This window comes from Flavobacterium branchiicola (assembly GCF_018383905.1).
GTDB lineage: Bacteria > Bacteroidota > Bacteroidia > Flavobacteriales > Flavobacteriaceae > Flavobacterium > Flavobacterium branchiicola.
In genome coordinates this window covers 632,137-645,632 of sequence record NZ_JAGYWA010000001.1, presented here as the reverse complement: position 1 = coordinate 645,632, position 13,496 = coordinate 632,137, and the positions used below count along the sequence as shown (strand labels likewise).

The window sequence follows — 13,496 nt, the reverse complement described above, 5'->3', positions numbered from 1 at the left end:
ATGGAATGTTTGGTTACTTTTGCAACCGAAATTATAGATATAATAAAAAAAGAAAATGACCGCAGACAAACTAACGACTTTCGATGTTTTAATCGAAATACCAAGAGGAAGCAGAAATAAATATGAGTACGATTTTGAAATCAAAAGAATGCGTTTCGACAGAATGTTATTCTCTTCAATGATGTACCCTGCAGATTATGGATTTATTCCTGAAACTTTAGCTTTAGACGGTGACCCTCTTGATGTATTGGTTTTAGTAAACGAACCAACTTTTCCTGGATGTGTAATGGAAGTAAAACCAATTGGTGTTTTCCACATGGCAGATGATAAAGGACCAGATGAAAAAATTATTTGTGTACCAGTTTCAGATCCAATCTGGAATTCTTTAAATGATCTTTCAGATATGAACCCGCACTTGGTAAAAGAAATCGAACACTTTTTCCAGGTATATAAAGATCTAGAAAACAAAAAAGTGGATGTAGAAGGATGGGGAGACGTAAACGAAGCTTATGCAATTATTGCAGAGTGCACGAAGCGTTTTGATGATATTGAAAACAAACCAGAAGGATTATTTAGCATTAAATAATTTTAGCCTTCATAATTTATAAAAAAAGCAATACTCCGTTAGGAGTATTGCTTTTTTGTTTAAATTCGTTTTAGTTAGTTTATTGACTATTAACCAAAACCATTAATATATTATGAATGCATTTATGATTTACTTGCCAATTGTCATGGCAATTTTAGGATTACTTTTCATGGGAATAAAGAGGACTTGGGTTTTAAAACAAGATGCTGGAGATGGCAAGATGAAAGAGATTTCAGATTACATCTACGAAGGTGCATTAGCCTTTTTAAAAGCAGAATATAAACTATTAACCATCTTTGTAATTATTGCAAGTTTAGCTTTGGCAGGAATTACTTTTATTCCAGGTGTAAAAACACATTTATTTATCGTAATAGCATTCATATTTGGAGCATTCTTCTCTGCTTTAGCAGGAAATATGGGAATGAAAATCGCAACCAAAACAAACGTTAGAACAACACAAGCAGCCCGCACAAGTTTACCGCAAGCTTTAAAAGTTTCTTTTGGCGGAGGAACTGTAATGGGACTTGGTGTTGCTGGTTTAGCTGTTTTAGGATTAACTACTTTTTTTATAATTTTCTTTAACCTTTTATCTGGAGGAGTTTGGAAAGACACCGAAACAATGACGGTTGTTTTAGAGACTTTAGCTGGGTTTTCATTAGGAGCAGAATCAATTGCATTATTTGCCAGAGTTGGTGGCGGAATTTATACTAAAGCCGCAGACGTTGGTGCCGATTTAGTAGGTAAAGTTGAAGCTGGAATTCCGGAAGACGATCCAAGAAATCCGGCAACAATTGCAGATAACGTAGGAGATAATGTGGGTGACGTTGCAGGTATGGGAGCCGATTTATTCGGATCGTATGTGGCAACTGTTTTAGCTGCAATGGTTCTTGGAAACTATGTAATTAAAGATATGGGCGGAAGTATTAATGACGCTTTTGGTGGAATTGGTCCAATTTTACTTCCTATGGCCATTGCCGGTTTCGGAATCTTATTTTCGATTATCGGAACTTTATTGGTAAAAATATCAGATGATAATGCGAGAGAAGCTCAGGTGCAAAAAGCGTTAAATATAGGGAACTGGGTTTCTATTGGTTTAACTGCAATTGCATGTTTCTTTTTGGTACAACACATGCTTCCTGAAGTCATGACAATGGAGTTTTTTGGAGAAGGATCTCAGCAAATTTCTTCTATGCGTGTTTTTTATGCTACTTTAGTTGGGTTAGTTGTGGGCGGAGCAATTTCATCAGTAACTGAATATTATACAGGATTAGGAACAAAACCAGTTTTGGCGATAGTTCAAAAATCATCTACAGGAGCAGGAACAAACGTAATTGCAGGTTTGGCAACGGGAATGATTTCAACTTTTCCAACAGTAATATTATTTGCTGTAGCCATCTGGATTTCTTATGCTTTGGCAGGATTCTACGGTGTAGCTTTGGCAGCTTCTGCAATGATGGCAACAACGGCTATGCAATTAGCTATTGATGCTTTTGGGCCAATCTCTGACAATGCCGGAGGAATTGCCGAAATGAGCGAATTACCAAAAGAAGTTCGTACAAGAACCGATATTTTAGATTCAGTAGGAAATACAACTGCAGCAACTGGAAAAGGTTTTGCAATTGCATCAGCAGCTTTAACTTCATTAGCATTATTTGCGGCGTATGTTACTTTTACAGGTATTGATGGAATTAATATTTTTAAAGCGCCAGTTTTAGCGATGTTATTTGTCGGCGGAATGATTCCGGTAGTTTTCTCTGCTTTGGCAATGAATTCTGTTGGAAAAGCGGCGATGGATATGGTGTATGAAGTACGTCGTCAGTTTAAGGAAATTCCAGGAATTATGGAAGGAACCGGAAAACCGGAATACGGAAAATGTGTTGAAATTTCTACAAAAGCCGCTTTACGCGAAATGATGCTTCCTGGAATTTTAACGATTGGTTTTCCTATTGCAATTGTATTAATTGGAAAATTAGTTTATTCAGACAACAACCAGTTAATAGCTGAAATGTTGGGAGGATATATGGCGGGAGTTACCGTTTCTGGTGTGCTTTGGGCAGTTTTCCAAAACAATGCCGGAGGTGCCTGGGATAACGCTAAAAAATCTTTTGAAGCCGGAGTTATGATTAATGGCGAAATGACTTATAAAGGTTCAGATGCGCATAAAGCTGCGGTAACCGGAGATACAGTTGGAGATCCTTTTAAAGATACTTCGGGGCCTTCTATGAATATTTTGATCAAATTAACTTGTTTGATTGGATTGGTTATTGCACCAATTTTGGGTGATGGACATTCAGCTACTGCAATGACAGAAAAAGGTTCTTGTTGTGCTAAAATGGAAATGCATGCAGGCGGAGTTTCTAAATGCGGAGATATATCTGGAATGACAAAAGAAGAGTGCATTAAAATGTGTAAAGAAAAAGGATGTACAGCAGAAGAAACTGCAAAATGTCTGGCACATTATGATGCAAACGGAAAATACGTTCATCAAAAAACAGATTGTTTTGATACGAGTAAATACGAGAAAACGGCTGTTCGTGTTGAAGTAAAAAATGTAAATGGAAAAGCTGTAGGAACTGTAACTAAAACTGAAAATGGTAAAACAACCACCGAAGTTTATGAAGGAACAGAAGAAGAAGTAAAAGCTAAAATTGAAGCTGTAAAATAATTACAATATCAACAGAAACCCGACAGGTTTTGAAAACCTGTCGGGTTTAAAACTGTTAGAATGATTCCATAAAAAATGCCTCTAAATTTTAGAGGCATTTTTTATGGAATTAGTGCATATTCTTTAATCAAAGTTGAGGCAGGAATATGAAGTGCTTCAGTTAAAATTCTAATTTGTTTTATGGACAAGGCCCTTTTTCGGTTAAATAATTCAGAAACTCTTGAGCGGCTGTTTAAAATAACTCCTAAATCGGCATCCGTCAATCCATTTTGTTCCATCATGAATTTAATTGCTTCAATTGGGTCTGGCTCTGGTATCGGGTAATGAATTTGTTCATACTTTTCAATAAGAGTAACTAAAATATCTAATTCATCTCCTTCAATAGTATCCGGTTTTGCATCAAAAAGGATATTAACTCTTTCTAAAGCAAAATTATAATCTTCTTCTGTTTTTATTGGTTTTATATCCATGTTACAAATTTTTAATGTCTTTTAAATTGTCATATTCGTCATGTGTTCCAATGAAAAGAACATAAACAATCTGTGTTTCATAATTGATTTTCACAATTAATCGATAATGATTTCCGCAAATATTAAACACTATTTTATTGTTGCCAATAAAATCTGCTGTGCCAAAAAAAGATTTTATGACGTTTGAGTTTGCAAAATTATTTTTATCGAAAATTTGATACCATGCTAGCAATTGCTGTTTTGCGTTTGGAAACCTTTCGTAAAAGTTTTGTAAAGTTCTTTTTGCTATTATTCTCATAATTGGTTTGACAAAGATAATAAAATTTCCCAAATCGGGAAAAAGCCTTGATTTAAACAAAAGTAAGAAAATAATTATAAAAATAAGATTTAAGCTTTAACAAAGTTGCTTGTAAATAAAAATGCCTCTAAAAATTTATTAGAGGCATTTTTTATGTAAATCTATGCAATTTGTGTTCTAAAACAACCCGTTCAATTCAGCATCAATTCTGTTAATGATGTTTCCTAAATCTTCAGGATTATCAACAAAATTAATATTGTCAACATCAATAATCAATAACTTTCCTTTTGTGTAAGTCTGAATCCAGGCTTCATATCTTTCGTTCAGACGACTTAAATAATCGATAGAAATTGAATTTTCATATTCACGTCCGCGTTTGTGAATCTGACCAACCAGATTTGGAATAGAACTTCTTAAATAAATCAATAAATCCGGAGCTTTTACAAGAGATTCCATCAATTCAAATAATGAAGTATAATTTTCGAAATCACGGCTTGTCATCAATCCCATTGAGTACAAATTGGGAGCAAAAATATAAGCATCCTCATAAATCGTCCTGTCCTGAATGATTTTTTTTCCGCTTTCGCGAATTTGCTGCACCTGACGAAAACGGCTGTTAAGGAAATAAATTTGTAAATTAAATGACCAACGCTCCATTTGGTGGTAAAAATCATCTAAGTACGGATTGTCAACAACATCTTCGTAATGAGGTTCCCATTTAAAATGTTTAGCTAATAATTTAGTTAAAGTTGTTTTTCCTGCGCCTATATTTCCTGCTATTGCTATGTGCATTACGGTGTTACGATTTTATAATTTACAATTTCTTTAGCCGTAAAAATAGATAAAATTTGGTCTTTGTAATAGAATTTGTCAAACGATTTTTCTAAAATTTCAATTTGGGAAGTTGTCTTTACTTTAGACTTGCTAATCTTACTTATGTACAACAAATTAGCTTTGCTAAAAAGATACTTTTGAGAATCAATAATTTCAATTTTATCAAAATCAGGAACATTTCCAAGATTCGAGATTTTTCCAAAAATATCACACGAAAACCAGTTGTTATTTTTATCAATCCAATAAAAAGTATTAAAGTCGGTTTGGTAATATTTAAAGTTTTCGGTTAACGGAACAGAAACAGTTTTGTATTCATTTTTTAAATAATCAAAAAGACCAATTTGTTGATTCAACGCATTGTAAATCCAAAGTTGATTTTGTGTCGACATACCAATAGCGCTTACCACAATTGGAATTTCATTTTGCGAAAAATTAATCTCTGTCATTTTATTCAGTTGATTATCCAGCAAAACAACGCTATTAAAATCTTCATAAAACAAAACAATTTTAAGAGGGTTCTGAATATCAACTTTGGTAATATTTCCTAAAGAAACGTTTTTGTATTCGAAAATTTCATTTCCTTTAATTTTACTAAAAACGTTATTGAGTATCTGATATTTATAGACGAAAGAATCATAGCCCACAAATTCATCAGCATCAGTTTTGAGTTGTGAAATCAGAGTAGGATTTATTTTTTCGCTTTGCCCATAAAAACTTGAAAAAGAGCATGCAATAAACAGCAGTAATAAAATTTGGCGCACTTTTTTTGTCATTGGGTTATTATTTCGAAAGGCCAAATTACAAAATCCAGTTTAAAGACCCGCTTAAAATTAGAGATTTAGCCCTTTTTAGTTTTAAACCTTTACAAGTTCCAATAGTCTTACAAATGAACCGTTTTGTCGATGCCATTTTGGGATTGATATATTTAACTTTCAGGATTTTAAAATTAATAATAATTTTGAAGAATAAGTTTCCTAAACTTGTCATTAAAACAAATCAGATAAAATGAAAAAACTAACTTATTTAATTGTGCTGCTTACTTTCTTTAAGGTTCAGGCTCAAAAAGATTTTCAGGGAATGGCAGTTTACGAATCTAAAACTCAGGCGCCGAAGTTTGATGGAATGAGACCGGGAAACCGCGATATCACGCCAGAAATGCAGAAGAATATGGAAGAGCGCATGAAAAAAATGTTAGAGAAAACATTTATTCTAAATTTTGACAAATCAGCATCAATTTATAAAGAAGAAGAAAAGCTGGAAACTCCCGGACAACAAGGTGGCGGAATGCGTGTTATGATGAACTCCTTTATGGGTGGCGGCGGAACATTTTACAAAGATGTAAAAAGCAAAACCTATACAGTTGATAAAGAATTTATGGGCAAAGAATTTCTGGTTATTGATTCCTTGCCAAAACTGAACTGGAAATTAGAAGCTGAAACCAAACAAATTGGCGGTTACAATTGTTATAAAGCGACGGCCGTTAAAGAAGCCAGTAAAACCGATTTTAGAAATTTCAGACCTAAAAATAACGACGATAAAAAGGAAGAAGTAAAAAAGACTTCCGGAGAAACGAAAACCAATTTTGAGGATAATTTTGAGATGCCAAAAGAAATTACGGTAACGGCATGGTATTCACCGGAAATTCCAGTAAATCAGGGACCGGAAAATTATTGGGGTTTACCAGGTTTGATTTTAGAAATCAGTGATGGAAAAACCACTATTTTATGTTCGAAAATTGTTCTGAATGCTAAAGATAAAGTAGAAATTAAACCCTCTAAAAAAGGAAAAGTAATCTCACAGAAAGATTATGATGATACTGTTATAAAAAAAATGGAAGAGTTTAGAGAGATGAATCGAGGGCGTGTCGGAGGACAAGCAATGCCGATAGGAAGATAAAATTTATAAATTCCACACTTCAAATTCCAAATTCCAAAATTCTTATAATGAATAAGACCTTTTTTATATTTGCCTTACTTTTTACTTCTATATGCTTTTCGCAAAGTGTTCGTTTTGATGGTTTCATTCAGGATGAGCAAAAAAATCCGTTGGAAATGGCCAATATTATGGCTGTAAATAACGGAACCAAAGCAATGGATTCGTACGGAATTACCAATGATAAAGGAAAGTTTCAGTTAACGCTAAAGCCAAATACTTCTTATACAATCAAAGTAAGTTATCTCGGAATGAAATCGAAAGAAATAACCCTTTCGACTAAATCTGAAAATATAGCTCAGAATATTGTTATGGACGACAGCGGAATAGAACTTGAAGGTGTTGAAATTGTTCGCGAAATGCCGGTTTCTATAAAAGGAGATACCATTGTTTATAATGCAGATTCTTTTAAATCGGGAACAGAAAAAAAACTCGAAGATGTTCTAAAAAAGCTTCCCGGAGTTGAGGTAAATGCAGATGGAGAAATTGAAGTAGAAGGCAAGAAAGTGAGTAAATTAATGGTGGAGGGAAAGGATTTTTTTGACGGAGATACCAAACTAGGCGTTAAAAATATTCCAGCCGATGCGATTGATAAAGTTCAGGTTCTTAGAAATTACAATGAAGTTAGTGCATTAAAAGGTCTGGAAAATGATCAGGACAATGTGGCTATGAATATCAAATTGAAGGAAGGTAAAAAGAACTTTTGGTTTGGTGATGTTACAGCCGGAATAGGCGTCGGGGAGCTTGATAGCCGTTATGTTATTAATCCGAAATTATTTTATTACAGTCCAAAATACAGCATAAATCTGATTACCAATTTTAATAATATTGGTGAATTGCCTCTAACGGCTCAGGATTATTTTAAGTTCACAGGAGGATTTAAAAACATGATGAAAAAAGGCGGAAGCAATTTTAATGTTTCATCAAATGATTTGGGGATTTCGATTTTGAGAAACAATCGAGCCAAAGAAATTGAAACCAAATTTGGAGCAACAAACTTTGCGTATTCAGTTAATAAAGCCTGGAATATTAGTGGTTTTGGAATTCTTTCGGCTTCAAAAACAGATTTAGAAACCAAATCGCAGACTACAATTTTAGATTCAGGAGATCAGCAAAAAAGGGATGAATTAACACATCAGAAAAATAATCTGGGACTTTTTAAATTAAGTTCAACCTATAAACCAAATGATAAATTTCAGTTTGATTATGATATTCTGACTAAATTGTCAAAACAAGATGAAAATGGAGATTTACTGAGAGAATCGGTTGTAAGTAATGTCTCAGATGTAGAAACAATTTTCACCACTAAAAAACAAGATCCAACTTCAATAAATCAAAATTTGAGTTTGTACTATACACAGAGTGATAAAAATATTTTTGCTTTTGAAATGCAGCATTTGTATCAGGATGAAAACCCGTTTTACAATGCCAATCTAAGAACCCAGCCGTTTGATTTATCAGGGTATATTTCTGGACAAAATCGCAATGATCTGAATCAGGATCGATTTGTAAAAACCAATAAATTAGATGCCAAACTGGATTACTATTATATGGTAACGCCAAAAAGCAACATCAATATTACTTTAGGAAATACCTATTCCTATCAGGATTTTAATTCGCATATTTTTCAGATGTTGGATAATGGCGATAGAAACGACTTAAATAGTTCGGAAAATAACAATCAGGTAAAGTATAATTTTAATGATGCTTTTCTGGGATTTCATTATAAAATCCTCACAGGAAAATTTACGCTGACACCAGGAGTGAGTCTGCATTCCTATACAATGACAAACACACAATTGGGAACAGATTATTCTCAGAATTTTACAAAAGTACTGCCGGATTTCTTTGCTTTATATCAAATCAAAAAATCGGAAACGCTGACCTATAATTTCTCATTAACAAACGATTTTACCGATATCAATCAGTTGGCTTCAGGTTATGTTTTGTCCGATTACAGTAGTTTGTTCAGAGGAAATCGTTTCCTTGAAAATGCAACTTCGCAAGTGCATTCGCTTCGTTATTTTAAATACAATATGTTCAATTTCGAGAACATTTTTGCCAATGCAACGTATACCAAAAAAGTTGATGCGATTAAAACAAAAGCCGATTTTGACGGGATTAATCAATCCTCAATGCCTTATAATTCAAATTTGGCAGATGAAACTTTTACGGGAATGGGAAATTACGGACGTTCATTTTTAAAGAATTATAAAGCATCCGTGAATGCTACTTTTAACTGGTCAAAATTTAATAATATTCAGAATAATGTTTTGGCAACAACCGAAAGTTTCAGTCAGAGCTATACCGTAAAAGCAGCAACAAATTATAAAAACCTTCCCAATTTAGAAGTGGGTTACAATGCTTTGATCAATAAATACAGCGGTTCGACTTATTATACAGATAAACCTTTTGCACGATTAGATTATTATTTTCTGGACAGTTTCTCGTTTGTTTCAGAGTACGAATTTTATCATTATTACACTGGAAATAAATCGGTCGATAATGAATATGATTTTTTGAGTGCCAGTTTAATTTATCAAAAAAAGAACAGCAAATGGGAGTATAAAATTTCGGCAACCAATTTATTAAATACCACTTATCTTAACGATGATAGCTTCTCGCAGTTCTCCACACGTGTTTCTCAATATACAGTGCAGCCACGGTATATTATCTTTTCTATGAAATATAATTTATAGTATTTTAAGTACGTTTTTTGGTTTTTTGATACTCTTTTTCAATAAGAATCGAATATCTTTGCGCTGGAATATTAACAACCAAAAACTTAAATATGCGCACTATTATCTGGAGTTTCTCCGTATTTTTCTGTTTAATGTTTTCTTCTTTTGCTCAGACAAAAGGAATAGAAAAAGGTACTTATCTATCGACCAATAAAGGTCAAAAAATCAAATTAAACTTATCAGAGGATAATAAATATGAATTGGTTTTTTATTCTGGTGAATATGAGATAAAAGGAGATTCGTTGCTATTTACCAAGAAAATAAAATCTGAAAATAATTTTAATCTTTCTTTTACAACAAATAAAAAAGCCAAAAAGGTAAAAATTAAATTTATAGATCCTTCTTATTATACTTTTTATATTGGTACACAAAAAGGAACTGAAGAAGTTCAGTATCAGAATGTATCAGATATAAGAACCAAAGTAGATCCAAACTGGGTCAATACAGATTTAGAATTTGATATCGAAAAAACAGACTTTTTGTATTTGGTTTATGAAGATTATACAGGACAAAGTAATGTATGTAAATATGCACTCCCAAAAGACGTTTCTCAAGTAACAATTAGTTATGAACTTGAAGTTTTGGGCGATTTAAATATTGCCGGTTTTTTTGACAGAAAGACGAACAAATTGCAAATTTCGGAACATTTAGGAAAGAACCCATTGGTTTTTGTTAATGAAAAAGATTCTCAGTCGGAAACAACATCAGGAGTTCTTCCACTTGAAAACAAGACTATTTCAAATTGGACATATCCAGGGAAAGCACCTTTGTTAAATGAAGATTTTGGAGCAGCGGTTGCAGTTGATAGTGCAGTTGCAGCAGTGGATTACGCAGTCGTTGATTCTAGTTATTCTAAATATGACTTTAAATTAAAGATCGAAAAAAGCCTGAAAAGTGCGCTTGAAGCTACAAAAACAGCAAAGACAAAATTTTTAGTCGTTGCAGTTGACAGTAAAAATAAAGAAGGATTCGATACTTTCATTAAAGATCAGGAAACACAAATAGGATACAATATGTACGATGCATACAATCCGCTTTATGATGTTTTTAATTTTTATTTGGCTGGAGCCGATGATAAAAAATGGCTAAAAAACAATAAAATTAAGGATGATCCGAGCACTTTTGTTGTAAACGCAAGCGGAGATATATTGGCAGTTGCAAAATCAAATATTGCAGATAAACAGTATCAGTTTGGCTATTATAGTGATTTTTATCGTAAACTTTTAAGAACAGATGCTTTTATTGCAATCGATAAAACCTTAAAAAATAAAAAAGCAACTGATGCAGATTTAATTGCAGCTTTTAATAAAGCGTCGGTTTTAGAGACTACTTATGATTATGATTCAGATTATACTTTAAGCGATCCAGATACAACTGAATTTATTGTAACGAAATCAAGTCTAGATAAAAAAGAAGTAACGCAAGCCTGGAAAAAACTAATTGAAGCGCACCAAAAAGATACAAAACCAAATATGTATCTGGTAGAAGCGATTTTGAAAGAAATCCAGAATCAGGGATTTACAAAACAGATTTTTAATACAGACAGAATTTTAAACGATACTGATTTTCTTGCGATTGATTATTTACTGAAACATTCAGAAGAAATTGAAAAGAATCGTACCGCATTCAACAGCAAAGACGGAGAAATACATGGCGTAGGAAATGTAATTTCTGAAATATCCAGCGCGATGCAACAAAACCTATACGCAAATCAGGATGAAGTTTCGGGAGATATTAATAAAGACAAAGTAAATTCAGTTTACAAAAAGATCATTGCTTCCGGAAAAGGAAATTTTGAATCGTACCGAAATTATTTCTCTAATTTAGACGGAGCAGAGAATAAAGAAGGATCGTACACAGATATGTTAAGAGAATTCAATATTTACTTTGATGCAAACTTAGCTTCTGCAAGTCCAATTGAAAAGTTAGACAGTATTTTTTCTACATTAGATTCAAATTCTGATTATTCTTATAACGGATGGAATTCATTTAAAGAATATCATTCTAATATATGTAATTCGGCTGCATGGACGGTTGTTGTAAAACCTGAAAATGCCAACTTTATTAAAGATGCGATTAAATGGTCTGAATACAGTTTAGTTGTAACCAAAAACAATACTTATTATCTTGATACGTTGGCACAATTATATTATAAAGACGGACAAAAGGAAAAAGCGATTGCAACACAAACGTTGGCAGTAAAGTATTTGACTCCGGAAGTAGATGAAGAAACGGCAAACGAAATGAAAGAAACGTTATCAAAAATGCAAAACGGAACATATTAAAATACAAAACCAACAGTCCCGAAGCTTCAGGACTGTTAGATTTAATTTATAAAACAGGTCAAAAATAAAAGGCTGTCTAAAATTTTTAGACAGCCTTTTTTATATTTAAGATTCAGATTGAATTACAATCCGAAAGCAGCTTTTACCTGATCAACAAAATCAAGTTTTTCCCATGTAAACAACTCAACAGTAACTGTTTTTTCGTTTCCTCCAGGAGCAGAGAAAGTTTTAGTTACAGTTTCTGGTTTACGTCCCATGTGTCCGTAAGCAGCAGTTTCGCTATAAATAGGATTTCTTAATTTTAAACGTTGCTCGATAAAGTAAGGACGCATATCAAAGATAGCTTCCACTTTTTTAGCGATTTCACCGTTAGTTAAGTTTACTTTAGAAGTTCCGTAAGTTTCAATGAAAATTCCCATTGGCTGAGCAACTCCAATAGCGTAAGAAACCTGAACTAAGATTTCGTCAGCAACACCAGCAGCAACTAAGTTTTTAGCGATATGACGAGTTGCATAAGCAGCACTTCTATCTACTTTACTTGGATCTTTTCCAGAGAATGCACCACCACCGTGAGCACCTTTTCCACCGTAAGTATCAACGATGATTTTTCTTCCTGTTAAACCAGTATCTCCGTGAGGTCCTCCAATAACGAATTTTCCTGTTGGGTTAATATGGTAGTTAATTTTATCGTTAAATAAATGAGCGTGCTCTGGGTTTTTAGCGATAATTCTTGGAATTAAAATTTCAACGATATCTTTTTTGATTTTAGCCAACATTGCAGCTTCTTCATCAAAATCATCATGTTGAGTAGAGATAACAATCGCATCAATACGAGTTGGTTTGTTATCGTCGCTATATTCTAAAGTTACCTGAGATTTAGCATCTGGACGTAAATAAGCAATTTCTTTATTTTCACGTCTTAAAATAGCTAACTCCTGTAATAATTTATGAGATAAATCAAGAGCCAAAGGCATGAAGTTTTCAGTTTCGTTAGTTGCATAACCAAACATCATTCCCTGATCTCCTGCACCTTGTTCTTCTGGCTTAGCTCTGTCAACACCTTGGTTAATATCTGCAGATTGCTCGTGAATTGCTGAAAGAATTCCACAAGAATTTGCTTCAAACATATATTCACTTTTAGTATATCCAATTTTACGGATTACTTCGCGAGCAATTTGTTGTACATCAAGATAAGTATTTGATTTTACTTCACCTGCTAAAATTACCTGACCTGTTGTAACTAATGTCTCACAAGCCACTTTTGAGTCAGCATCAAATGCCAAAAAGTTGTCAATTAATGCATCCGAAATTTGATCTGCAACTTTGTCTGGATGTCCTTCACTAACAGATTCTGACGTAAATAAATAAGCCATAATAATATAATAATGATTAAATTTTAAATTAAGCGAGGAAAAAATAATTGCTAAAAAAGGCTAAAGAAGAGTTTCTGCTTTAGCATTTTTTACTGCTGAAAATTTCGTTTCAGCACTCATAACGAACCATTTCATTATGAAGAGGTTGCAATCAGTTCAAATTTTTCCTCTGTATTCGGGTGCAAAGGTATGAAACCATTTTGATTTGCAAATTAAAGTTCAACTTTTTTTATTTTTATAAGCAGAAATTTAACATAAACATACTAAATTGATAGGGTAATAGAAATTATTTTAGTTTTTGTTTGGCTGATT

Annotated in this window: 10 protein-coding genes; 5 read left to right on the top strand and 5 right to left on the bottom strand. The window is 33.1% G+C overall.

Annotation, left to right across the window (positions count from 1 at the left end):
• Positions 1-55: 55 nt before the first annotated feature.
• On the top strand, positions 56-586 hold the full coding sequence (locus tag KHA98_RS02700; RefSeq protein WP_155101359.1) for an inorganic diphosphatase: 531 nt from the start codon (positions 56-58) through the stop codon (positions 584-586).
• Between the two features lie 112 nt (positions 587-698).
• On the top strand, positions 699-3,251 hold the full coding sequence (locus KHA98_RS02695; protein ID WP_213254994.1) for a sodium-translocating pyrophosphatase: 2,553 nt from the start codon (positions 699-701) through the stop codon (positions 3,249-3,251).
• A 101-nt stretch (positions 3,252-3,352) separates the two neighbouring features.
• Here KHA98_RS02695 and KHA98_RS02690 read toward each other — a convergent pair whose 3' ends face one another.
• The 4 genes from KHA98_RS02690 to KHA98_RS02675 all read right to left on the bottom strand — a co-directional run bounded on the left by KHA98_RS02690 (position 3,353) and on the right by KHA98_RS02675 (position 5,626).
• Positions 3,353-3,721: a helix-turn-helix domain-containing protein gene (locus tag KHA98_RS02690; RefSeq protein WP_213254992.1), complete on the bottom strand. Its 369-nt coding sequence runs from the start codon at positions 3,719-3,721 to the stop codon at positions 3,353-3,355.
• Position 3,722: 1 nt separating this feature from the next.
• Positions 3,723-4,019 carry a type II toxin-antitoxin system HigB family toxin gene (locus tag KHA98_RS02685; protein ID WP_213254990.1) on the bottom strand — a complete coding sequence of 99 codons (297 nt, stop codon included), beginning with the start codon at positions 4,017-4,019 and terminating at the stop codon, positions 3,723-3,725.
• A gap of 177 nt (positions 4,020-4,196) precedes the next feature.
• The gene (locus KHA98_RS02680) at positions 4,197-4,811 is read right to left on the bottom strand and encodes a deoxynucleoside kinase (RefSeq protein WP_089052568.1); all 615 of its coding nucleotides are present in this window, start codon (positions 4,809-4,811) and stop codon (positions 4,197-4,199) included.
• Positions 4,811-5,626, bottom strand: coding sequence for a hypothetical protein (locus KHA98_RS02675; RefSeq protein ID WP_213254988.1), 816 nt, complete (start codon positions 5,624-5,626; stop codon positions 4,811-4,813). The genes KHA98_RS02680 and KHA98_RS02675 overlap by 1 nt, the downstream gene beginning before the upstream one ends.
• A 232-nt stretch (positions 5,627-5,858) precedes the next feature.
• On the opposite strand from KHA98_RS02675, the gene KHA98_RS02670 reads away from it, so the two are divergent.
• The 3 genes from KHA98_RS02670 to KHA98_RS02660 all read left to right on the top strand — a co-directional run bounded on the left by KHA98_RS02670 (position 5,859) and on the right by KHA98_RS02660 (position 11,811).
• Complete coding sequence (locus KHA98_RS02670) at positions 5,859-6,749, top strand: GLPGLI family protein (RefSeq protein WP_213254986.1); 891 nt, start codon at positions 5,859-5,861, stop codon at positions 6,747-6,749.
• Positions 6,750-6,796: 47 nt separating this feature from the next.
• Positions 6,797-9,484: a TonB-dependent receptor gene (locus KHA98_RS02665; RefSeq protein ID WP_213254984.1), complete on the top strand. Its 2,688-nt coding sequence runs from the start codon at positions 6,797-6,799 to the stop codon at positions 9,482-9,484.
• 92 nt (positions 9,485-9,576) lie between these two features.
• Positions 9,577-11,811 (top strand): hypothetical protein, encoded by a 2,235-nt coding sequence (locus KHA98_RS02660; protein ID WP_213254982.1) that lies wholly within the window; start codon positions 9,577-9,579, stop codon positions 11,809-11,811.
• A 122-nt stretch (positions 11,812-11,933) separates the two neighbouring features.
• On the opposite strand, the gene metK is transcribed toward KHA98_RS02660, so the two are convergent.
• Positions 11,934-13,184, bottom strand: a complete 1,251-nt coding sequence (gene metK, locus KHA98_RS02655) for a methionine adenosyltransferase (RefSeq protein ID WP_213254980.1) — start codon at positions 13,182-13,184, stop codon at positions 11,934-11,936.
• Between the last annotated feature and the right edge of the window lie 312 nt (positions 13,185-13,496).

Coding starts and splice junctions, on each gene's coding strand:
- KHA98_RS02700 (WP_155101359.1), top strand. CDS start 56: ATGACCGCAGACAAACTAACGACTTTCGATGTTTTAATCGAAATACCA.
- KHA98_RS02695 (WP_213254994.1), top strand. CDS start 699: ATGAATGCATTTATGATTTACTTGCCAATTGTCATGGCAATTTTAGGA.
- KHA98_RS02690 (WP_213254992.1), bottom strand. CDS start 3,721: ATGGATATAAAACCAATAAAAACAGAAGAAGATTATAATTTTGCTTTA.
- KHA98_RS02685 (WP_213254990.1), bottom strand. CDS start 4,019: ATGAGAATAATAGCAAAAAGAACTTTACAAAACTTTTACGAAAGGTTT.
- KHA98_RS02680 (WP_089052568.1), bottom strand. CDS start 4,811: ATGCACATAGCAATAGCAGGAAATATAGGCGCAGGAAAAACAACTTTA.
- KHA98_RS02675 (WP_213254988.1), bottom strand. CDS start 5,626: ATGACAAAAAAAGTGCGCCAAATTTTATTACTGCTGTTTATTGCATGC.
- KHA98_RS02670 (WP_213254986.1), top strand. CDS start 5,859: ATGAAAAAACTAACTTATTTAATTGTGCTGCTTACTTTCTTTAAGGTT.
- KHA98_RS02665 (WP_213254984.1), top strand. CDS start 6,797: ATGAATAAGACCTTTTTTATATTTGCCTTACTTTTTACTTCTATATGC.
- KHA98_RS02660 (WP_213254982.1), top strand. CDS start 9,577: ATGCGCACTATTATCTGGAGTTTCTCCGTATTTTTCTGTTTAATGTTT.
- metK (WP_213254980.1), bottom strand. CDS start 13,184: ATGGCTTATTTATTTACGTCAGAATCTGTTAGTGAAGGACATCCAGAC.